The sequence below is a fragment of the Microbacterium sp. Root1433D1 genome, assembly GCF_001426835.1.
Lineage (GTDB): Bacteria > Actinomycetota > Actinomycetes > Actinomycetales > Microbacteriaceae > Microbacterium > Microbacterium maritypicum.
Genome location: NZ_LMFN01000004.1, coordinates 1 through 19547 on the forward strand (window position 1 = coordinate 1; position 19547 = coordinate 19547).

The 19547-nt window shown below is 69.0% G+C and carries 20 protein-coding genes; 9 read left to right on the top strand and 11 right to left on the bottom strand.

The features are described 5' to 3' along the window. Positions 1 to 462: DUF7507 domain-containing protein (locus ASD13_RS17835; protein ID WP_442922331.1), on the bottom strand; the 462-nt coding region annotated here is incomplete at its 3' end. After that, positions 363 to 2648, bottom strand: coding sequence for a DUF7507 domain-containing protein (locus ASD13_RS15625; RefSeq protein WP_055871261.1), 2286 nt, complete (start codon positions 2646 to 2648; stop codon positions 363 to 365). The genes ASD13_RS17835 and ASD13_RS15625, both read right to left, overlap by 100 nt. A 196-nt stretch (positions 2649 to 2844) precedes the next feature. Here ASD13_RS15625 and ASD13_RS15630 point away from each other — a divergent pair, with 196 nt between their 5' ends. The 3 genes from ASD13_RS15630 (at position 2845) to ASD13_RS15640 (ending at position 5760) form a co-directional block, all read left to right on the top strand. Next, positions 2845 to 3267 carry a Fur family transcriptional regulator gene (locus ASD13_RS15630; protein ID WP_017829797.1) on the top strand — a complete coding sequence of 141 codons (423 nt, stop codon included), beginning with the start codon at positions 2845 to 2847 and terminating at the stop codon, positions 3265 to 3267. Positions 3268 to 3344: 77 nt separating this feature from the next. After that, positions 3345 to 4796: a catalase gene (locus ASD13_RS15635; protein WP_017829798.1), complete on the top strand. Its 1452-nt coding sequence runs from the start codon at positions 3345 to 3347 to the stop codon at positions 4794 to 4796. Between the two features lie 163 nt (positions 4797 to 4959). After that, on the top strand, positions 4960 to 5760 hold the full coding sequence (locus ASD13_RS15640; protein ID WP_157535658.1) for an alpha/beta fold hydrolase: 801 nt from the start codon (positions 4960 to 4962) through the stop codon (positions 5758 to 5760). A gap of 45 nt (positions 5761 to 5805) precedes the next feature. Here the strand turns inward: ASD13_RS15640 and msrA are convergent, their stop codons facing one another. Beyond that, complete coding sequence (msrA, locus tag ASD13_RS15645) at positions 5806 to 6351, bottom strand: peptide-methionine (S)-S-oxide reductase MsrA (protein WP_055871264.1); 546 nt, start codon at positions 6349 to 6351, stop codon at positions 5806 to 5808. Next, positions 6348 to 6848: a peptide-methionine (R)-S-oxide reductase MsrB gene (msrB, locus tag ASD13_RS15650; protein ID WP_055871267.1), complete on the bottom strand. Its 501-nt coding sequence runs from the start codon at positions 6846 to 6848 to the stop codon at positions 6348 to 6350. Before msrB ends, msrA begins: the two co-directional genes overlap by 4 nt. 164 nt (positions 6849 to 7012) lie before the next feature. On the opposite strand from msrB, the gene ASD13_RS15655 reads away from it, so the two are divergent. Next, positions 7013 to 7930 carry a DUF808 domain-containing protein gene (locus tag ASD13_RS15655; RefSeq protein WP_017829806.1) on the top strand — a complete coding sequence of 306 codons (918 nt, stop codon included), beginning with the start codon at positions 7013 to 7015 and terminating at the stop codon, positions 7928 to 7930. An 89-nt stretch (positions 7931 to 8019) separates the two neighbouring features. Beyond that, the gene (locus ASD13_RS15660; protein ID WP_055871270.1) at positions 8020 to 8259 is read left to right on the top strand and encodes a hypothetical protein; all 240 of its coding nucleotides are present in this window, start codon (positions 8020 to 8022) and stop codon (positions 8257 to 8259) included. Positions 8260 to 8307: 48 nt separating this feature from the next. Here the strand turns inward: ASD13_RS15660 and ASD13_RS15665 are convergent, their stop codons facing one another. Next, the gene (locus ASD13_RS15665) at positions 8308 to 9657 is read right to left on the bottom strand and encodes an HNH endonuclease (RefSeq protein WP_055871273.1); all 1350 of its coding nucleotides are present in this window, start codon (positions 9655 to 9657) and stop codon (positions 8308 to 8310) included. An 82-nt stretch (positions 9658 to 9739) separates the two neighbouring features. On the opposite strand from ASD13_RS15665, the gene ASD13_RS15670 reads away from it, so the two are divergent. The 3 genes from ASD13_RS15670 (at position 9740) to pnuC (ending at position 12310) form a co-directional block, all read left to right on the top strand. Then, on the top strand, positions 9740 to 10945 hold the full coding sequence (locus ASD13_RS15670) for a hypothetical protein (protein WP_055871275.1): 1206 nt from the start codon (positions 9740 to 9742) through the stop codon (positions 10943 to 10945). A 124-nt stretch (positions 10946 to 11069) separates the two neighbouring features. Then, positions 11070 to 11597, top strand: coding sequence for a GNAT family N-acetyltransferase (locus ASD13_RS15675; RefSeq protein WP_055871278.1), 528 nt, complete (start codon positions 11070 to 11072; stop codon positions 11595 to 11597). 2 nt (positions 11598 to 11599) lie between these two features. Then, the gene (pnuC, locus tag ASD13_RS15680) at positions 11600 to 12310 is read left to right on the top strand and encodes a nicotinamide riboside transporter PnuC (protein ID WP_055871280.1); all 711 of its coding nucleotides are present in this window, start codon (positions 11600 to 11602) and stop codon (positions 12308 to 12310) included. 22 nt (positions 12311 to 12332) lie between these two features. On the opposite strand, the gene ASD13_RS15685 is transcribed toward pnuC, so the two are convergent. The 6 genes from ASD13_RS15685 to ASD13_RS15710 all read right to left on the bottom strand — a co-directional run bounded on the left by ASD13_RS15685 (position 12333) and on the right by ASD13_RS15710 (position 18037). After that, positions 12333 to 13070, bottom strand: coding sequence for an amino acid ABC transporter ATP-binding protein (locus ASD13_RS15685; RefSeq protein WP_055871285.1), 738 nt, complete (start codon positions 13068 to 13070; stop codon positions 12333 to 12335). Beyond that, the gene (locus ASD13_RS15690) at positions 13067 to 13933 is read right to left on the bottom strand and encodes an amino acid ABC transporter permease (RefSeq protein ID WP_017829818.1); all 867 of its coding nucleotides are present in this window, start codon (positions 13931 to 13933) and stop codon (positions 13067 to 13069) included. Before ASD13_RS15690 ends, ASD13_RS15685 begins: the two co-directional genes overlap by 4 nt. Then, positions 13930 to 14781, bottom strand: coding sequence for an ABC transporter substrate-binding protein (locus ASD13_RS15695; protein ID WP_055871287.1), 852 nt, complete (start codon positions 14779 to 14781; stop codon positions 13930 to 13932). Before ASD13_RS15695 ends, ASD13_RS15690 begins: the two co-directional genes overlap by 4 nt. Positions 14782 to 14859: 78 nt before the next feature. Continuing rightward, positions 14860 to 15288 carry a cupin domain-containing protein gene (locus tag ASD13_RS15700; RefSeq protein ID WP_055871295.1) on the bottom strand — a complete coding sequence of 143 codons (429 nt, stop codon included), beginning with the start codon at positions 15286 to 15288 and terminating at the stop codon, positions 14860 to 14862. Then, a complete protein-coding gene (locus ASD13_RS15705; protein ID WP_055871297.1) occupies positions 15285 to 16598 on the bottom strand; it encodes an amidohydrolase family protein in 1314 nt (437 codons plus the stop codon). Before ASD13_RS15705 ends, ASD13_RS15700 begins: the two co-directional genes overlap by 4 nt. Then, entirely contained in the window at positions 16595 to 18037 is a 1443-nt protein-coding gene (locus ASD13_RS15710) for an adenosylhomocysteinase (RefSeq protein ID WP_055871300.1), read from the bottom strand. Before ASD13_RS15710 ends, ASD13_RS15705 begins: the two co-directional genes overlap by 4 nt. Positions 18038 to 18160: 123 nt before the next feature. Between ASD13_RS15710 and ASD13_RS15715 the strand changes: the two genes are divergently transcribed. Continuing rightward, the gene (locus ASD13_RS15715) at positions 18161 to 19543 is read left to right on the top strand and encodes an LLM class flavin-dependent oxidoreductase (protein ID WP_055871303.1); all 1383 of its coding nucleotides are present in this window, start codon (positions 18161 to 18163) and stop codon (positions 19541 to 19543) included. The last annotated feature ends 4 nt before the right edge of the window (positions 19544 to 19547 follow it).

The window sequence follows — 19547 nt, forward strand, 5'->3', positions numbered from 1 at the left end:
CGTGATCCCCGGAGCCGGCGTGATCCCCGGAGCCGGCACCACCGGAATCTCCAGAGTCGACGGCGGAGACACCGGCGGCTCACCCGACGGCGGAGTACCCGTCGCCGTCGCCGTGTTCGACACCCCACCCGCATCCACATCCGCCTGCGTCACCACATACGACGCCGTACACGTCACCGCAGCCTCCGGAGCCAACGACGCCGCACCCGCCGGGCACGTCACCACCGGAGCAGTCCCCGTCCCCGTGAAGGTCGTCTCATCCACACTCACGTCCGTCAGCGTCACATTGCCGGTGTTCGTGACCAGGAACGAGTACGCGATCGTCTGACCCGCCGAGCTGATCTCCGTCGTGTCCGCCGACTTCACCACCGTGATCCCCGGAGCCGGCACCACCGGAATCTCCAGAGTCGACGGCGGAGACACCGGCGGCTCACCCGACGGCGGAGTACCGTCGCCGTGCACGTCACGCTGGCCCCCGGCGCGAGCGACGCCGCACCCGCCGGACACGTCACCACCGGAGCGGTGCCCGTCCCCGTGAACGCCGTCTCATCCACACTCACATCGGTGAGAGTGACATTGCCGGTGTTCGTCACCAGGAACGAGTACGCGATCGTCTGACCCGCCGAACTGATCTCCGTCGCATCCGCCGACTTCACCACCGTGATCCCCGGAGCCGGCACCACCGGAATCTCCAGAGTCGACGGCGGAGACACCGGCGGCTCACCCGACGGCGGAGTACCCGTATACGTCGCCGTGCACGTGACCGCCGCCTCAGGAGCCAATGATGCCGCACCCGCCGGACACGTGACCACCGGAGCAGTCCCCGTCCCCGTGAACGCCGTCTCATCCACACTCACGTCCGTCAACGTCACATTGCCGGTGTTCGTCACCAGGAACGAATACGCAATCGTCTGACCCGCCGAAGTGATCTCCGTCGTGTCAGCGCTCTTGACCACCGTCAACGCCGGGGCCGCCGCGGCGGGCACCGTCACAGTGGAGGGGGGAGACACCGGAGGAACGAGGATGCCCGGAGGTGTTCCCGTCGCCGTCGCCGTGTTGGAGAGGGAGCCTCTGTCGATGTCGGCCTGTGTGAGCGTATAGCTCGCCGTGCAGGTCGTCGAGGCGCCGGCGGCGAGGGTCGTCGTCGGACACACTGCCGGCGAGATCGTCCCCGAGCCGTCGAACGCGGTCTCGGTGACCGCGACGTCGGTGAGAGTCACGTCGCCCGTGTTGGTCACCAAGAACGAGTAGTCGATGACCTGCCCGACGGTGAAGGCCTCCGGGCCGGAGGGTGTCGCGGACTTGACCAGCGAGATCCCCGGGTTCACGGCGGCGATGGTGAGGGCGTAGTCCTCCACCTCGCCGGTGATGGCGGCACCCGTCGGAGTCGCCGTCGTCAGATCCGTGCCGTTCGCGATCCGGAATCGCGCGAACGTCGGGCCGGCGACCGTCTGGGAGATGATCCCCGGCCACGTGAGCGTGACGGACGAACCGTCCGCAGTTCCTGCAGGCACGGGCGCGGAGACACCCTCGTTGGCGTCGAAGACACCGTTTCGGTTGAAGTCGACCCAGCCGACGAGGGTCGCGTTCGTTCCCGGCGCCTTGTTCGCCACCAGCACCGATACGGAGTAGCTGCTCGTGATGCCGGCCGTGATGGGCCCGAATGTCGAGACGCCGTTCTCGTCGTTGATGAACTGGTTCGGGGCCGCGCCGCCGACCTGGTTGTCACCGGTCGCGTTCGCGCTGTACTGCATCGCCGCCTCGGTGTCGGCGGACCATCCGAGATACGTCGCGGCGTTCAGCTCGTGGGAGGCGGAGCCGTAGCTGGCGGGAGCATCGCCGAAGTCGTCCGGGATGGTGGCGCACGAGGGGTTGAATCCGTCGATGCCCTCGCCGCCGCTCTGCGCGCGGTAGCCGCGCACCACGATGTCGCTCGTGCCGGTCGTGGTCCCGGGACCGCAGCGAGGGGTCGGAGTCTGGAGCCCCCCGGTGGTGTTGAAGTTCTCGCCGATGGTCAGCACCGTCGGGGTGGCCGCCAGGTTGACACGGAGCTGCCCGGCTGCGGTGAGGATCATCGGTCGGCAGGTGATCTGGACGGATGACGGCCAGCGTGCCACCCCGTCGCCGACGAAGGTCGTGCCGGTGATGCGATGCACGAACGTGTTGGCGGGACACGTGCCGGTCCGCAGGTTGCCCCGGCTCTGGTCGTAGACCGGGCCGTTGATCCACGTCGGGTTCACGGTGCCGGTGACGACGCCGGCGTTGCTCACCGTGATCGTCGAGCACTGCACGGCGAAGCGCGTCAGGATGGCATTCGCGCTGGTCGGGTTGATGTTCTGGCGGTTCTCGGTCTGCACTCCCGTGAGCACGGAGTTCGATGGGCACTCGGTCGGCGCGGTCAGATCCTTGTCGGATCCCACCACCGCGGCCTCGAAAGACGGGCCGAGGTAGAGCTGGGCGGCGTCACCGGGGGCGGCCGCCGCCGTCGTCGCAGGAACGACGAGACCCGCGAGCACGAGCGTCAGCAGTGCGACGACGGCGAAGGGCTTGCGACGCGCCCGGGAGAGCCGAAGACGAGCGAGGAACGATTCGCGTCGCCGCTCGCGCACTCGCTGGATGGCACCGGACGTGCTGGTCTGAGAATGCATCGAGGCCCCCTCGCGTCGCAGAAGCGACGTCCTCGTCGCTCAAGCTGAGATTTTGCCCAGAGTACAGGAGGCGTCACCGGAGCCGACAGGTTTTTTCCACTTCACCTGGGTGAGGTCCGAACGGCCTGAAGGACCCGAGGCAGCATCCCGGCATTCCTTCTTTTGAGTTATTCAAATCACGGGGTACACTCAAGGCATGGAGACGGAACTCGACTCAGCGCTTCGCGGTGCCGGGCTTCGTGCGACCGCGGGCCGCGTCGCCGTTCTCGAGGCTCTCGACTCCATGGCCCATTCAGACGCGGAACGGCTCTACCGCGCTGTGTCCGAAGTGCTGCCGACCACGTCGATCCAGTCGGTGCACAACATCCTCGCGGACCTGACGACGGCGGGCCTCATCCGCCGGATCGAACCGGCAGGCTCCGCGGCGCTCTACGAGCGGCGCATCGACGACAACCACCATCACGTCGTCTGCACCTCCTGCGGTGCCATCGGCGATGTGGACTGCGTCGTCGGTGAAGCGCCGTGTCTCACCCCGTCCTCGACGGGGGGATTCACCGTCCAGACAGCCGAAGTCACCTTCTGGGGCCTCTGTCCCAGTTGCCAGAACGCCGCACAGTAGCAGTCCGCCGATCGCCCATCCTCGGATGGGGTGTTCGTCGCGCCTGCACGGATGCGGATAAGGAGAAGGAGAACACCATGACGAAACCTGCCACCACGACCCAGACCGGGACCCCCGTCGCGAGCGACGCGCACTCCCTCACGGTCGGCGCCGACGGCCCCACCGTCCTGCACGATCGCTACCTGGTCGAGAAGCTCGCCTCCTTCAACCGGGAGCGTGTGCCGGAGCGCAACCCGCACGCGAAGGGCGGCGGCGCGTTCGGCGAGTTCGTCGTCACGGAAGACGTGTCGGCGTACACCAGGGCCGCGGTGTTCCAGCCCGGCGCCGTGAGCGAGACACTCATCCGCTTCTCGTCGGTCGCCGGAGAGCAGGGGTCGCCCGACACCTGGCGCGACGTGCGCGGATTCTCGCTGCGTTTCTACTCGACCGAGGGCAACCTCGACATCGTCGGCAACAACACCCCCACGTTCTTCCTGCGCGACGCCATGAAGTTCCCCGACTTCATCCACTCGCAGAAGCGCCTCGGCGACTCGGGTCTGCGCGATGCCGACATGCAGTGGGACTTCTGGACGCTCTCGCCCGAGACCGCCCACCAGGTCACGTACCTCATGGGCGACCGCGGCCTTCCCCGCAGCTGGCGCCACATGAACGGCTACGGCTCGCACACCTACCAGTGGGTGAACGCGGCCGGCGAGCGGTTCTGGGTGCAGTACCACTTCCTCTCCACCCTGGGCTTCGAGACCATGGAGGCCGACGAGGCAGAGAAGCTCGCCGGCTCGGACGCCGACTACTACCGTCGCGACCTGTTCGACGCGATCGCGCGCGGCGAGAACCCCTCGTGGGATGTGTTCGTGCAGATCATGCCGTACGACGAGGCCAAGGACTACCGCTTCAACCCCTTCGACCTCACGAAGACCTGGTCGAAGAAGGACTACCCGCGCATCAAGGTCGGCACGTTCACGCTGAACCGCAACCCGCAGAACTTCTTCGCCGAGATCGAGCAGGCCGCGTTCTCGCCGGGGAACCAGGTGCCCGGCACCGGGATCTCGCCCGACAAGATGCTTATGGCCCGCGTGTTCTCCTACTCCGACGCGCAGCGCTACCGCATCGGCGCCAACTACAACCAGCTGCCGGTGAACCAGCCGCACGCCGCCGAGGTGCGCAACTACATGCACGAGGGGCAGATGCAGTACCGGTTCAACCCGGCCGAGCACCGCACCTACACCCCGAACTCCTACGGCGCTGCGGGCGGCCCCGAGGCCGATCCCGCGGCCGGCGTCGAGGCGAGCTGGGAGTCGGACGGCGAGCTCATGCGCGCCGCCGCCACCCTGCACTCCGAAGACGACGACTTCGGCCAGGCCGGCACGCTCTACCGCGAGGTCTTCGACGCCGAGCAGCGGGCGCGCTTCCTGGAGACCCTCACCGGCCAGGGGCGCTCGATCACGATCGACGCGATCCGCGAGCGCTTCTTCCAGTACTGGACGAACGTCGACGCCGACCTCGGCGCCGCGCTGCGTGCGCGCTTCTGATCCGCACGATCATCTGATCGGCTGGGTCACCTGATCCGCACGGTCACCTGATCCGCACGGCCTCCCGGGGACACCTCGTCCCCGGGAGGCCGTTTCGTCGTGTCGCCTTTCCCGGGGGAACCGTCCTGCGCCGACGACCCGGGAACGGGTCCAAGATGGAGGAGTGGCCGTCCCTCTCTCCGACCTGACCAGCATGCCCGAGCCCCAGCAGGTGTACGCCGCCGACGGCACCCGGCTGGCGACCTACACCTGGGGCGAGCCTGACGCCCCCGTCGTGGTGATCGTGCACGGCTTCGCCTCGAACGCACGCGACAACTGGGTGCTGACCGGCTGGGTGCGTGAGCTCACCCGCGCGGGCTATCGCGTGCTGGCGCTCGACCAGCGCGGGCACGGGCTCAGCGAGAAGCCGCACAACCCCGACGGCTACCGCATCCGCACCCTCGTCACCGATGTCGAGACGGTGATGGACACCTATCTCGTCGACGACGCGTTCTATGTCGGGTACTCGCTCGGTGCGCGCGTGGGCTGGGAGGTGGTGCGCGAGCTGCCGCACCGCATCGGACGCGCGGTGCTGGGCGGAGTTCCTGACGGCATTCCGCTGGCCCGCCTGGATCTCGACCAGGTGCGCAGATACATCGCCGACGGCACGCCGGTGGCGGATCGGACGACCCAGAACTACATCGCGCTGACCGAGCGGGTGCCGGGCAACGACCTGCAGGCGCTGGTCGCACTCGCGGAGGGTATGCGGGCGTCGGGCATGATCGACCCCGACCCCTCTGATGCGCCGACCCGGCCCATCCTGTTCGCCACCGGATCGAAGGACGCCATCATCGAGGGCTCGCGGGCGCTGGCCTCAGCGACCCCCGACGGACGATTCTTCGAGATCCCGAACCGGAATCACTTCAACGCCCCGGGCTCGCGTGACTTCAAGGACGCGGCCGTGGCGTTCCTGGCAGAGGCGTAGCCCGGTCGAAACGACCGGGCTACGCGCAGCCGGAGACCGCTGTCGTCAGACGGCGGCGGCTTCGTCGCGCTTCGGCAGCACCCATCCCGCACGGGGGAAGTGGCAGGTGTAGCCGTTGGGGTACTTGATCAGGTAATCCTGGTGCTCCTCCTCGGCCTGCCAGAACGGGCCGGCAGGCTCGATCGTGGTGACGGCCTTCGCGGGCCAGAGGCCGGAGGCGTCGACATCCGCGATCGTGTCGCGGGCGACCGTCTCCTGCTCAGGGGAGAGCGGGAAGATCGCGGAGCGATAGCTCGACCCGACGTCGTTGCCCTGACGGTTCAGGGTCGACGGGTCATGGATCTGGAAGAAGAACGCCAGGATGTCGCGGTAGGTCGTCTGGGCCGGGTCGAACACGATCTCGACCGCCTCGGCGTGACCGGGGTGGTTGCGGTACGTGGCGTGGTCGTTCGAGCCGCCGGTGTAGCCGACCCGGGTGCTGAGCACACCGGGCTGGCGGCGGATCAGGTCTTCCATGCCCCAGAAGCAGCCGCCGGCGAGCACGGCGGTCTCGGTGCCAGGGGTGCGGGTGATGTTTCCCGTGTCGGTCATGACTGCTCCTCAGAGGTGTCGGTGGGGGTGTCGGTGGTGGGGGTGTCCGTCGTCGCGGCGAAGAGGGGACTGTAGCGACCGTACCCCTCCTCCTCCAGACTGGCAGCCGGGATGAAGCGGAGGGCCGCCGAGTTCATGCAGTAGCGCAGTCCGCCCTCGGCGCGGGGCCCGTCGTCGAAGACGTGCCCGAGGTGGCTGTCGGCCCCGGCCGACCGCGCCTCCGTGCGCTTCATCCACAGCGAGCGGTCGGTGCGCGTGGTCACCGCGTCCGCCTCGATGGGCTTGGTGAAGCTCGGCCACCCGGTGCCGCTGTCGAACTTGTCTGTCGACGAGAACAGGGGCTCTCCCGAGACGACGTCGACGTAGATGCCGTCTTCGTGGTTGTTCCAGTACGCGTTGCGGAACGGCGGTTCGGTCGCGTCCTCCTGGGTCACCTCGTACTGCAGGTGGCTGAGGCCGCTGACGGCCTCGGGGGTCTTGCGGTAGTCGTTCGACATGATCTGACTCCTTGTCCGACGCCGCTGGCTGCGGCGTCATAGAAGGAGAACCGACGAGCGGCCCGTTTTGGTCCCGTGGCCCTGGGAGCGGGCTGTGAGTTTCCAGGCCCCTCCGACTCGATAGAGTTGCCTCCGCACTGCACACCTGCCGAGGGGAACCGCCCATGTCCGTTGGACTGCTCGCCGTCGTCGATGACATCCTGAGCGCTGCGATGAAGGCGTCGGCGAAGGCGGCCGGCGTCGTGATCGATGACGCCGCGGTCACCCCGCAGTACGTGCAGGGCCTCACACCGGCCAGGGAGCTGCCCGTCGTAGGCAAGATCGCTCTGGGGTCGCTTGCGAACAAGTTCCTGATCATCATCCCGGCCGCCCTGCTGCTCACCGCGTTCGCGCCCTGGGTGCTGCCGTATCTGCTGATCCTGGGTGGCGCGTACCTCTGCTTCGAGGGTGCCGAGAAGGTGCTGGAGTGGTTCGGCGTGCAGCACGGCCACGCCGACGAAGGCGCGCGCGATGAGAAGAAGCTCGTGCTGGGTGCGGTGCGCACCGACCTGATCCTCTCGACCGAGATCATGCTGATCTCGCTGGCGAGCCTGGACAAGGGCCTCGACATCTGGGCGACCCTGGCGATCCTCGCCGTGATCGCGCTTCTGATGACGGGCGTCGTCTACGGCGCCGTCGCGCTGCTGGTGAAGATCGATGACATCGGCCTGAAGATGGCGAAGAACCCGGTGCAGCGCGTGCGTCACACCGGCACCAGGATCGTGCGGTCCATGCCCGCGGTTTTCCGGTTCATCAGCATCCTCGGCACGGTCGCGATGCTGTGGGTCGGTGGCCACCTGGTGCTCGTCAACCTCGGCGAGGTGGGCTGGCACTTCCCGGTCGACATGCTGCACGCCGTGGAGCACGCGCTCCACGGCCTCGGTCCGGTCGTGGTCTGGATCGTGGACACGATCATCTCCGCGATCGCCGGTCTTCTTCTGGGACTGGTCATCGTCGGGATCGTGCTGGGCATCGCGCGGCTGTTCGGCAAGACGCCCAACTTCCACGAGGGCGAGGAATCCCCCGCCGACGTGCACGTCTGAGCCCGAGCCTGAGCCTGAGCCTGAGCCTGAGCCTGAGCGTCCGCCGTGCGGGGGATGTGGCCTGTCGTCCGCTCCGGTTTGATCGGAGCATGAGCACCGATCACGCCACGCAGTTGCGTCGGACCCGGCGCCTGATCTCCGCCACCGCCATCGTGGGGATCGGTGCGGCCGCGGTCTGGTTCGTCTTCGCCGCCATCGACGAGTCCGGGGGCCAACTCACTGCTGCCGGAGCCACGGCTGCGGGGCTGGGCACCGCCTGGTCAGCGGGTTTCGCCACCATCACCTCCCGACTGAGATCCATCGAGACCGCCTCGACCTCGGCGCGCTGAGTCCACCGGCGAGCGCGACGAAGGTGTCTGTCCGAGCAGACGGCACCCTCACGCCGCGATGTCGTACCGGGCTCTGCCGCCGAGTCTCGGTCTGCGCTCGGGGTCGACGTTCGGCGGCGGGATGAGCCACACCCGCGCGGCGAAGCCGCACCCCTCGATCCTGATCTCCCACTCGTTGTCGTGGATGCGGTGATGACAGCTGTCGCAGAGCAGCACGCCGTTGTCGAGATCGGTCGATCCGCCATCACGTTGCCACCAGCGCAGATGATGCGCCCTGGTCAGTTGCGGGGGCAGCCCGCACATGACACAGCCGCCGTCGCGCTCCACGAGCGCGAGCCTCTGCGCACGGGTGAACAACCGCTTCTCGCGTCCCCAGTCGAGGATCTCGCCTTCTCCGCCGAGCACGACGGGGATGATGCCACCGCCCGCCGCCATCCGACGACATGCAGCGATGCTGACCGGCTCGTCGAGGCCGTCGACCGTCGCGAACCCGGCGCCGGTCGTCAGGTCGCCGAGCCCCACACGGACGACGACGGTCGCCCCGGACACCGGCAGCCCGCCGTTGTCGCATCCGCTCGCATGCGCGCAGATCTCTGTGAGCGCGTCGGCCTGGATCATTCCGACCGTGCGACGGTCGGCATCGGGCGCCTCGGGGTCGAGCGCGTGCGCCCGCGCCTGGAACGTCGCCGTGACGTAGGCCTGGATCGCCGCCTTCACGGGAGCCCCGGAGGCGATGTCGGTCTGCAGGGTGAGGTGCAGCGACCCGTCGCGCTCGAACATGGTCAGCGAGCGCCGCGACCTGGCCTCTTCTTCGCGCGGTGCCACACCGTCGGGGTCGAGCCAGGCTTCGGCATGCGCGACGAGCTTGCGCACATCATCGAGCGAGAGCCCCTCGGCACGCTCGACGAGCAGTCGCTCGGCCTCGAGGAGGCGGTCGACGCCGACCTTGAGTCGCGCCCGATCGAGCAGGGTCACGATCAGCGCCGCGGATGCCGCACCGAGCACGCCGGCACCGATCGCCCGCTGCACCTCGGGATACCGCGGCGGAAGGGGCTCGCCGATCAGGTTCGTCCGAGGCGCGGTCGCCTCCCCCACCTTCACGAGCCGCACCGCGTCGCCTGTCGATCCGCCGGTCGTTGCGGCGATCATGGTCGCCGGGCTGCGGAAGCCCTGCTGCTTCGCGAGACCCGCAGCTCCCAGTTCGGGACGCGATTCCCGGGCGATGCTCGCCGCGATCTCGGCGTGGACGCCGTCGAGCCGACGCTGCACCAGCCCCAACGCCCGGTGCGCCTCGAGCAGCTCCGCTCGGGTCAGGTCGCTCGCGTTCGTCGCATCGCCCCACGCGTCTTCGAGGCACTTCACTGCCTCGAGGACGGGGTTCAGATGCGGGTTCGCCATGTCTCCAGTTTAGAACATATATTCGAAGCTTCAGAAGGGTTGTGGATAACTCGGGCATCGCGGATGCCGTAATCTCATCGCCATGCCCACGTCCCCGCCCTCGCCGAAGCCGCACAGCACGAAGCGCGACGCCGACCGCTGGTTCCGCGAACAGGGCCTTCCGACGTTCGTGCCGCTGCGGCGCTGGTTCACCGACCTTCCGCGACGCGTGGCGCCGCTGATCGCCTGGGTCGCTGTGGCGGCCTATCTCTTCCAGGACGGGATCGAGGTCGTGTTCGACTTCGCCCTCGACGACTCGGCCGAGGAGGCCGCCTTCGTCGTGGTCGTCGCCGTCGTGCTCTTCACGCTCTCGGCAGGGCTCGCCTGGGCCGCCTACTTCCTGGTGCGCGCCGTGCTGCGTCGCCTCCCGATGGGCATCGGCACGGCAGTCGCACTCCTCCTGATCGCCGCGTGCCTCGCCTTCACGATCAGCTACGGCTACAGCGTCCAGCCGGATGCGACCGTCGGTCCGGTCCTGCGGACGATCCTCGTCCTCGCTCTCTGCATCCTGGTCACCGGCATGGGCGGTGGCGCGATGATCTCCTGGGCCTCGCGCCTCGCGGTGCGCAACGCCTCGGCGATCGGACACATGGCCTCGATCGCTCTCCCGGTCATCCTGATGCTGGTCGTGTTCTCCTTCTTCTCGGCCGAGGTGTGGCAGATGGCGTCCGCCCTGTCCTGGGGATCGATCGCCCTGCTCGGCCTCGTCGTCGCCGTGCTCGCCGGCATCGTCGTGCTGCGGGTCAGCGCCTCCGAGATCGACGACGACGCGCAGGCGCCCACGGCGGAACAGCGAAGCGCACTGCTGCTCGGCACCCCCGCCGAAGGGCGCCGCCTCGTGCCCGGCGCTCCGGGTCGACTGCGCGCACCGCAGCGCATCAACATCCTGCTCGCCATGACCGTCGCGCAGCTGGTGCAGGCGCTGTTCTTCGCGGGTCTCCTCGCGGCGCTGCTGATCGTGATCGGCGGCATCGCGGTCCCCACGGGGGTCGTCGGCATCTGGCTCGGCCCCGGCAGCGCCGCGCAGCCGCTCGCCGTCCAGCCTCTGGAGTTCTTCGGAGCGAAGCTGCCGCTCACCGTGAACCTGCTCAAGGCGGCCACCCTGCTCTCGGTGATCGCGGCCCTGCCGTTCGTGTTCTCCGCCGTGAGCGAGGCCCGCTATCGGGAGCGCTTCTTCGACCCGATCATGGTCGACATGAGGCGCGCGATCCTCGTGCGCGAGGCCGTGAGCGCGAGGCCCGTGGGCTGAGCTGCGTAACTGTTCGGTTGCTTCCCCCCGGACGCCGGCTCCTCCTGCTAGCGTCGGCGATGCGCACCCGAGCGCCGACGAAGCACGCGCACCCGAAGCGCTGAAGAAGAGAGACCGCCCGCCGATGACAGCCGTGCGAATCAGGGATGCCGAGACCGCCGATCTCGAGACGATCACCGCGATCCACAACCATGCCGTGCTGCACACCACCGCGATCTGGAACGAGGAGGCGGTCGACCTCGCCGACCGCGTCGCCTGGCTCGCCGATCGCACCACCCGCGGCTACCCGGTCATCGTCGCGGTCGACGACACCGGCGTGCTGGGCTACGCGTCATACGCGCAGTGGCGTCCCCACAGCGGCTACCGACTCACGGTCGAGCACTCGGTCTACGTTCTCGGCGGTCAGCACGGTCGCGGCATCGGAACGGCCCTGATGGCCGCGCTCGTCGAGCGCGCCACCGCCGCGGGGATGCACGTGATGATCGCGGGGATCGAGAGCGGGAACGCCGCCTCCATCGCCCTGCACGAACGCCTGGGCTTCGTCGAGGTCGGACGCATGCCGCAGGTGGGCACCAAGTTCGGGCGCTGGCTCGATCTGAGCATGCTGCAGCTGGTGCTCGACGACCGCGTCGAGCCCGACGCCGGTTCCTGACGATGAACCTGCTCGAGTGGTTCGTCGACGCCTTCAACTCACAGTGGATGCTGCCCGGCGGGCAGACGCTCCTGGTGCGCGAGGTCGTGGGCAACGCGTTCGGTCTCGCGAGTGCGCTCGGCGGCATGCGTCGCAAGGTGTGGGCGTGGCCGGTCGGCATCATCGGCAACCTGCTGCTGCTCACGGTGTTCCTGGGCTCCGCACTCAGCCCCGATCCGTCACTGCCGCATCTGCTGGGTCAGGCCGGGCGGCAGATCATGTTCATCGCCGTGGCGATCTACGGCTGGATCCGCTGGCGGAATCTCGACGGCGGACGTGTGGTGCCGCGCTGGGCACCGACGAGCGCGCGCATCGGCATGGTGCTGGTGATGGTCGTCGGCACCGTAGCCCTCACGCCGCTGTTCCGTCTGCTGGGGTCGTGGGAGCCGGTCTGGGCAGACGCCTGGACATTCGTCGGGTCGCTGCTCGCCACCTACGGCATGGCCAAGGGCTGGACCGAGTTCTGGCTGGTCTGGATCGCCGTCGACGTGGTCGGGGTGCCCCTGCTGTTCAGCTCGGGCTACTACGCGACGGGCTTCATGTACGTGTTCTACGGCGTCTTCACCGCGATCGGCTTCGTGATCTGGTGGCGGGCTCAGCGCACCGCCGCGCATCCGATCGAGATCCTGCCGCCCGACCCGAGTCCTCGACGGCCGGAGGACGAGCTCGCCTGAGCGCTTCGTCGAGCACCTCGACTCAGTGCTGCACGCGTGCCAGGAACTCCGCGGTGGCGGCGTGCTGCGGGGCGTCGAACACCTGAGAGGGCGGGCCCTGCTCGACGACGACGCCGTGCTCGAGGAACACGATGCGGTCGGCGACCTCGCGGGCGAACGACATCTCGTGGGTCGCCATCACGATCGTGGCGCCCTGCTGCTTCAGCTGCCGCACCAGGTCGAGCACCTCGCCGACCAGTTGCGGGTCGAGCGCGCTGGTGATCTCGTCGAGCAGCAGCACCTCGGGCTGCGTGAGGACGGCGCGCACGATCGCCACGCGCTGCTGCTGTCCGCCCGAGAGCCGGTCAGGATACTCGTCGGCCTTGGCGCCGAGCCCGAGAGTATCGAGCAGCTCGCGCGCCTTGGCCCGCGCCTCCGTCTTGCGCATGCCGTGCACGCGCACCGCCGCGAGCGTGACGTTGTCGAGCACGGTGAGGTGCGGGAACAGGTTGAAGTGCTGGAAAACGACACCGATCCGCGCCCGCACGGCATCGGCGTCGACCCGCGGGTCGGTGATGTCTTCGCCGGACAGGAAGATCTGTCCGTCGTCGATGCCCTCGATGAGGTTCATGGTCTTGAGCAGCGTCGACTTGCCGGAGCCCGAGGCGCCGATCAGCACGACGACCTCGTGCGTGCCGACCGAGAGGTCGATGCCGCGCAGCACGTCGTGGTCGCCGAAGCGCTTGCGCACGCCCCTGGCCTCGATCACGGGGACGCTCATACGACTCCTCCGGCCTGCTCGCGCTTGTTCAGACGCGCCGTGACGACATCGGTCAGGCGGATCATCGGCCAGCTGAGCACGATGAACATGAGGCCGGCGACGACGTAGGGCGTGAAGTTGTAGGTCTCGGCGACCATCAGCTGAGCCGCGCGCACCGCATCGACCGCCCCGAGCACCGAGATCAGACCGACATCCTTCTGCATCGACACGAAGTCGTTCATGAGTGCGGGGACGACCTTGCGCACACCCTGCGGGATCACGACGATCCGCAGGGTCTGGCCGTGAGTGAGTCCGAGCGAGCGCGCCGCGATGCGCTGCGAGGGGTGCACCGCCTCCATGCCCGCACGGAGCACCTCGGCGACATAGGCCGAGTAGGTCAGGACCAGCGCGATCGTGCCCCAGAACATCGGAGGCATGCGCGGGAAGATCCCCAGCGCGGGGATGCCGAAGCCGACGAGGTAGAGCACGATCAGCAGCGGGATGCCGCGGAAGAAGTCGGTGTAGGCCGCGGCGAGCGCGCGCAGCGGGAAGAACACCGGGCCGCGCAGCGAGCGCATGGTGGCCAGGAGCGTGCCGAGGATCGCGACGCACACCACGGCGATGACGAGCACCAGCAGGTTGACGAGCAGGCCTTGGAAGATCGGTCCGATGCTCTGGAGTGCGACCTGCGGGTCGAAGAACGTCTGGCTGACGATCGCCCAACCCGGGGTGTTGACGACGACCACGATCAGCACCGCCAACAGCGCGATGCTGCTGCCGAACGCGATCAGGACGGATCGGGTGGTCGCCCGACGCCGCAGAGCGCGGCGTGACAGCTCGAGCTCGCTCGGCTGCCACTCCGCGTCGACGGAGGTCGAGGTCATTTCAGGACGGGGACGTCGACCGCGTCGCTGAGCCACTTCTGCTGCAGCTCGTCGAGCGTGCCGTTGTCGCGCAGGGCGTCGACCGCCTTGGTGACATCGGCGGTGAGGGCTGAGCCCTTGGGCAGCACGATGCCGAAGTCGTCTCCGCCGTTCGCGTCGGCGAACTGTCCGGTGACCACGCCATCGTCGAGCTGGGCGCCGACGACGTAGAAGGCGCCGGGGAGGTCGGTGATCATGGCGTCGATCTGACCGCCCTTGAGTGCGAGCACGACGTCGTCGACCGAGTTGAAGACGTTGAGGTCGGCCTCGCCGAGCTGAGCCTTGGCGACCGTGTAGCTGGTGGTGCCACTGGCGACGCCGACCTTGGTGGCCTTGAGCTCGTCGATGGTCGTGGCCGACGCCGCGGGCGAGCCGCCGACCGCGACGACGGCCTGCGTGGTCGTGTAATACGGCGACGAGAAGTCGACGGCCTTCTTGCGGTCGTCGGTGATGGAGAACTGCTGCAGGTTGATGTCCCAGTCCTTGGGGCCGGGGGCGATGGCGCCATCGAAGGTGGTGCGCACCCAGACGATGTCGTCGGCCGTGTAGCCGAGCTGCTCGGCGACGGCGTTGGCGACCGCACCCTCGAAGCCCTCGCCGTTGGAGGGGTCGTCGTCGACGAACCACGGCTCGTAGTTGGGCTCACCCGTGGCGATGGTGAGCTTGCCCTCGGTCACGGTCGGAAGTCCCGAGCCGTCTCCGCTGCCGGAGTCGGTCGACGGCGTGCTGCACGCGGAGAGGGTGAGGGCGATGGCGGCGGCCGCAGCGGCGACGACCGTCGCGCGGCGGAGGGAGGGGGCGAAGGGCACGATGACTCCAGGGCGAGGAAGGGTATGGAGAAGACGGCGAGGCAGGACGGGTCTGCTTCTGCAGAGACGGGTCTGCCTCTACAGAGTAGGCGATGCGGCCAGTCGCCAATCGGCGAAATCGAAACCTGGGGACACGAAGCACGACACCAGGACCTCCTCCGCATCCAGCGGACGGGCGGCCTGCCAGACCCCGGCGGGCACCAGCACCTGCGCGGCGTCGTCGGGGCCGAGCACCACGGCGGTCGCCTCGCCCGGTTCCGCGCCATCGCCGCCGAGGCTCAGCTCGAGTCGCCCAGGTCCGTGCCACAGCCACAGCTCGTCGCTGGTCACGACGTGCCATTCGCTCTTCTCCGATGGACGCAGGAGGTAGTGGATGCAGGTGGCCGCCGGTCGTGGACCGTTCGGCGTCTCGACCGGCAGAGGGCTCGTCCAGGTTCGGCGGAACCACCCACCCTCGGGGTGCGGGGCGAGGTCGAGCCGCTCGGCGGTCGTGGGGCGCTGTGTCATGAGACACCTCCGGTCTCGGGGGTGACCGCGGCGCGGTCGAAGGAGTCGATCGCGAAACGGACCTCGCCGGAGACGATCGTGGCAGCGGTGCGGCCCGCCCCGTGCTCGACGAGTTCGGGAACGGCGTCGGGGCCGGCCGGGACGTCGAAGAACGTCAGGTCGGCGAGCGCCCCCACAGCGAGGTAGCCGGTGCGGTCGGGGCCCACGTCGATCCCCATGGCGTGCGCCCCGCCGAGAGTCGCGGCGCCCAGCAGGCGGGCGTGCAGGTCGCGGTCGGTGTAGCCCTGCGAGCGGGCGATGCGCGCGAGCTCTGCCACGTCGGCCAGCACATCGAGCGAGGGGCTCGACGACAGCGAGTCGGTGCCCACGGCGATCGGGCTGCCCTCGCGCAGATACGCCGCGATCGGCGGCTCCTCGAGTCCGATGACGGCGTTCGACCGCGGGCACAGGGCCACGGTCGTGCGGCGCTCGCGCAGGATGGCACGGTCCCTGGCGCTCATGTAGACACCATGGGCGATGTGGCAGTCGGGCCCGAGCACGCCGAGCTGATCGACGAACTCCGTGGCGCTGGTACCGAATCCGGCCTTGCGCAGCTCCTGGAAGCTGGCGAGCCCCGCGGTATGCCAGGCCTGTGGATGCTCGTGCGCAAACTCGCTCTCGAACGCGGCCTCTCCGAGGTGGATGTGGATGCGCCCGCCGCGCTCGCGCACGATGTCGGGGATCTCCAGGAGCGGCTCGATGTCGAGCGAGTACGGGGCGTGCGGCGACAGGCCGGTTCCGGGCGGGGTCGGCAGCGCGTCGAGGGCCTGCTCGACCTGGGTGCGTCCGGTGCGCGCCCAGTCGGCGTTGGTCCAGCTCATCACCTCCCAGTAGGTGATGCCGTGCAGCCGGGCGTCGTGCAGAGCGGTCGCCGCCGCACGATCGGTCACCACGTCGGCCACGGCCGTCGTACCGGAGCGCAGCGCCTGAGCCGCGCCGTCCGCCGCATCCGCCGCCCAGTCGCGACCGCCTTCGTACACCGGGTCGAATGCCCGCACCCAGTCGTCGAAGCCGTCGTACTGGCCACGGCCGACCGAGGCCATGCCGGTGTACTGCAGGTGCGTGTGGGCGTTCACGAGTCCGGGGGTCAGCACGCCCGGCCAGTGCACCTCGTCCGCGTCGATGCCGCGCTCGGACAGCGATCGGAGCACCCACTCGCGTTCGCCGACATGCATGATCCGCCCCTCGCGCACGGCGACCGCGCCGTCGACGATGGGAGGCGCGGTGATCGGCACCACGAGACCTGCCGAGTAGACGGTGACGGCGGTCATGCGGACTCTCCTCGGAATCGCGGCGAGCGCCACTCGCGCTGCGCGTCGACCTGCGCGCGGCTGCGCTGGTCGATGTGCTCTCCGCGCAGGGCGAGAGCGGCGGTGCCGATCGTGACGTCGGCCTCGGCCGGGAGCGGATGCACGCCGGCGGGCAGTTCGTGGGCGAGAAGGTGCTCGACGGCGAAGAGCTGCACCGAGAACGACAGGTCCATGATCTCGATCGGGTTGCCCTCCCCCGCGGACAGGTTCACACATCCGCCGCGGGCGATCACGAGCGCTCCGGTGCCGGCGCGCTCGACGAAAGCGGAGGCTTCGCCGTTCACACCCTCATACGGTCGCAGCGTCGACGCATCGAGGTCGATCTCGTGTGGGACCCCACCCGCGACCGCGACGATCGCCGCCGTGCGCAGCACCTCGGCGTCGACCGTGTGCGGCGCCCCTGTGGCCGAGACGACGAGCGCACCGGGGGCGAGATCGTGCAGACGTCCGATGCGGTACCCGTCGTGCGCGGCCCGGAGGGCGCGCACCGGATCGGTCTCGCTGACGCCGACCTGCACGCCGAGCGCACGCAGATGGGCGGCGACGCCCTCGCCGACGGGCCCGTAGCCGACCACGACCGCCGGCTGGTCACGAAGGTCGATGCCGGCGTCGTCCAACGCGTCCGCGATCGCGAACACGCACGACTGCCCGGTGCCGTACCGGTTGTCGAAGGAGGTCTTCGTCAGGGCGTCGTTCACCGCGATCACGGGGATCTCGAGCACGCCCTCCCGCTCCATGAGCCGCAGCGGTGTGAGACCGCTCGTGGTCTCCTCGGCCGCACCTCGCAGCTGCGGCGCGAGAGACTCCTCATGCGCGAGGCGGATCAGGTGCGAGCCGTCGTCGAGCAGCAGGTCGAAGCCGCGGCGCAGGAACGACACGGCGGCGGCGCGTTCGGCGGCTCCCGAGAGCGAGGGATCGCCGTCGACCGGGATCCCGCGGGAACGCAGCACCTCGGCGACCTCGACGTCGATCTCATCGGGGTGGGCGTAGACGGCGACCGTGGCTCCCGCATCCCGCAGCAGCAGGGCGAGCTGGGCGGTCTTCGGCTCGAGCACCATCGCGATGCCGATGCGCACTCCGCGCACCGTGCCGTTCTCGCGCAGACGCCGCGCACGGTCGGTCGCGACGGGCATATGGCGTCCGGCCGCATCGACGCGATCCTCGGCCCTCTCGCGGGGCGGCAGCGCCTCACCGTCGAGCAGGATCTCGGGCGTCCCTCCCGGCGCGAACACGACCCCCGCGTCGCCGAGATGCGCACCGAGCGCCGGAAGCAGAGCGCGGAGAGCCTCGGCCACGCCATCCGTCCCGATGACCGAGAAGTCCCGGCCCGACACGAGCAGGTTGGTCTCACGGGCGAAGCGGCGCACCAGCCGCTGGGCGGTCACGGTCTCGTCGGTCACCAGTCAAGGGTAGAGCCCGCGGGGGTGGCCGAATGCCAGGGCGAGGCAGACCAGCACCCGGAATGTGTCCGTGCATTTCGGGGACTCTGGATTCGTCCGTGCCCTTCCCCTTTCATGGGGGGCATGACCCGTCAGATCCGCTTCAACGCCTTCGACATGAACTGCGTCGCCCACCAGTCGTCCGGCCTGTGGCGGCACCCCGACGACCGCTCGCGCCAGTACAACACCATCTCGTACTGGACGGAGCTTGCGAAGCTGCTGGAGAGCGCGACCTTCGACGGCATCTTCATCGCCGACGTGCTCGGCACCTACGACGTGTACGGCGGCACGAACGAGGCCGCCATCCGCAACGGCGCGCAGGTGCCGGTGAACGACCCGATCCTGCTGGTGAGCGCGATGGCCGCGGTCACCGAGAACCTGGGCTTCGGCATCACGGCCGGCACCGCGTTCGAGCATCCCTACCCGTTCGCGCGCCGGTTGAGCACCCTCGACCATCTCACGCAGGGCCGCGTCGGCTGGAACGTCGTGACCGGATACCTGCCCAGCGCCGCGCGCAACATGGGCCAGGAGGACCAGCTCGCCCACGATGACCGCTACGACCACGCGGACGAGTACGTCGAGGTGCTCTACAAACTCTGGGAGGGGTCGTGGGAGGACGACGCCGTGGTCGAGGACCGCGAGCGCGGCATCTTCACCGACCCGGCCAAGGTGCACCCGATCGGGCATGAGGGGAAGCACTTCAGCGTGCCCGGCATCCATATCTCCGAACCCTCGCCACAGCGCACGCCGGTGATCTACCAGGCCGGTGCGAGTCCGCGCGGCGTGAAGTTCGCGGCCGAGAACGCCGAGGCCATCTTCGTCGCTGCCCCCTCGAAGGAGGTGCTCGCCGGAACGGTCAAGCGCATTCGCGACGCCCTCGAGGCGGCAGGACGCGACCGGTACGACGCCCGCATCTACACGCTGCTCACCGTGATCACCGCCGCCACCGCCGAAGAGGCGACGGCGAAGCACGCGGAGTACCTCTCCTATGCGAGCCCCGAAGGCGCCCTGACGTTCATGTCGGGGTGGATGGGCGTGGATCTGTCGCAGTACGCCGAAGACGAGCCGGTCGGGAACGTCGAGTCGAACGCGATCCAGTCGGTTCTGCAGCACCTGAAGGAAGAGGCCGACCTCGGCCGCGAATGGACCGTCGGCGACTTCGGACGCCACAACGCGATCGGCGGCCTCGGCCCCACGATCGTCGGGTCCGGCGTCGAGATCGCCGACGAGCTGCAGTCCTGGGTCGAGGCGACCGACATCGACGGCTTCAACCTCGCCTACGCGGTCACCCCCGGCACCTGGCAGGACATCATCGAGCACGTGATTCCGGTGCTGCGCGAGCGCGGCGCCTATCCCGAGGAGTACGTGCCGGGCACTCTTCGCAACAAGCTCCACGGCCGCGGCGACCGGGTGCAGGACACGCACCGCGCCGCGAAGTACCGCGTCGGGGCGTTCGCGAAGGCGTGAGCCG

Coding starts and splice junctions, on each gene's coding strand:
- ASD13_RS15625 (WP_055871261.1), bottom strand. CDS start 2,648: ATGCATTCTCAGACCAGCACGTCCGGTGCCATCCAGCGAGTGCGCGAG.
- ASD13_RS15630 (WP_017829797.1), top strand. CDS start 2,845: ATGGAGACGGAACTCGACTCAGCGCTTCGCGGTGCCGGGCTTCGTGCG.
- ASD13_RS15635 (WP_017829798.1), top strand. CDS start 3,345: ATGACGAAACCTGCCACCACGACCCAGACCGGGACCCCCGTCGCGAGC.
- msrA (WP_055871264.1), bottom strand. CDS start 6,351: ATGACCGACACGGGAAACATCACCCGCACCCCTGGCACCGAGACCGCC.
- msrB (WP_055871267.1), bottom strand. CDS start 6,848: ATGTCGAACGACTACCGCAAGACCCCCGAGGCCGTCAGCGGCCTCAGC.
- ASD13_RS15655 (WP_017829806.1), top strand. CDS start 7,013: ATGTCCGTTGGACTGCTCGCCGTCGTCGATGACATCCTGAGCGCTGCG.
- ASD13_RS15660 (WP_055871270.1), top strand. CDS start 8,020: ATGAGCACCGATCACGCCACGCAGTTGCGTCGGACCCGGCGCCTGATC.
- ASD13_RS15665 (WP_055871273.1), bottom strand. CDS start 9,657: ATGGCGAACCCGCATCTGAACCCCGTCCTCGAGGCAGTGAAGTGCCTC.
- ASD13_RS15670 (WP_055871275.1), top strand. CDS start 9,740: ATGCCCACGTCCCCGCCCTCGCCGAAGCCGCACAGCACGAAGCGCGAC.
- ASD13_RS15675 (WP_055871278.1), top strand. CDS start 11,070: ATGACAGCCGTGCGAATCAGGGATGCCGAGACCGCCGATCTCGAGACG.
- pnuC (WP_055871280.1), top strand. CDS start 11,600: ATGAACCTGCTCGAGTGGTTCGTCGACGCCTTCAACTCACAGTGGATG.
- ASD13_RS15685 (WP_055871285.1), bottom strand. CDS start 13,070: ATGAGCGTCCCCGTGATCGAGGCCAGGGGCGTGCGCAAGCGCTTCGGC.
- ASD13_RS15690 (WP_017829818.1), bottom strand. CDS start 13,933: ATGACCTCGACCTCCGTCGACGCGGAGTGGCAGCCGAGCGAGCTCGAG.
- ASD13_RS15700 (WP_055871295.1), bottom strand. CDS start 15,288: ATGACACAGCGCCCCACGACCGCCGAGCGGCTCGACCTCGCCCCGCAC.
- ASD13_RS15705 (WP_055871297.1), bottom strand. CDS start 16,598: ATGACCGCCGTCACCGTCTACTCGGCAGGTCTCGTGGTGCCGATCACC.
- ASD13_RS15715 (WP_055871303.1), top strand. CDS start 18,161: ATGACCCGTCAGATCCGCTTCAACGCCTTCGACATGAACTGCGTCGCC.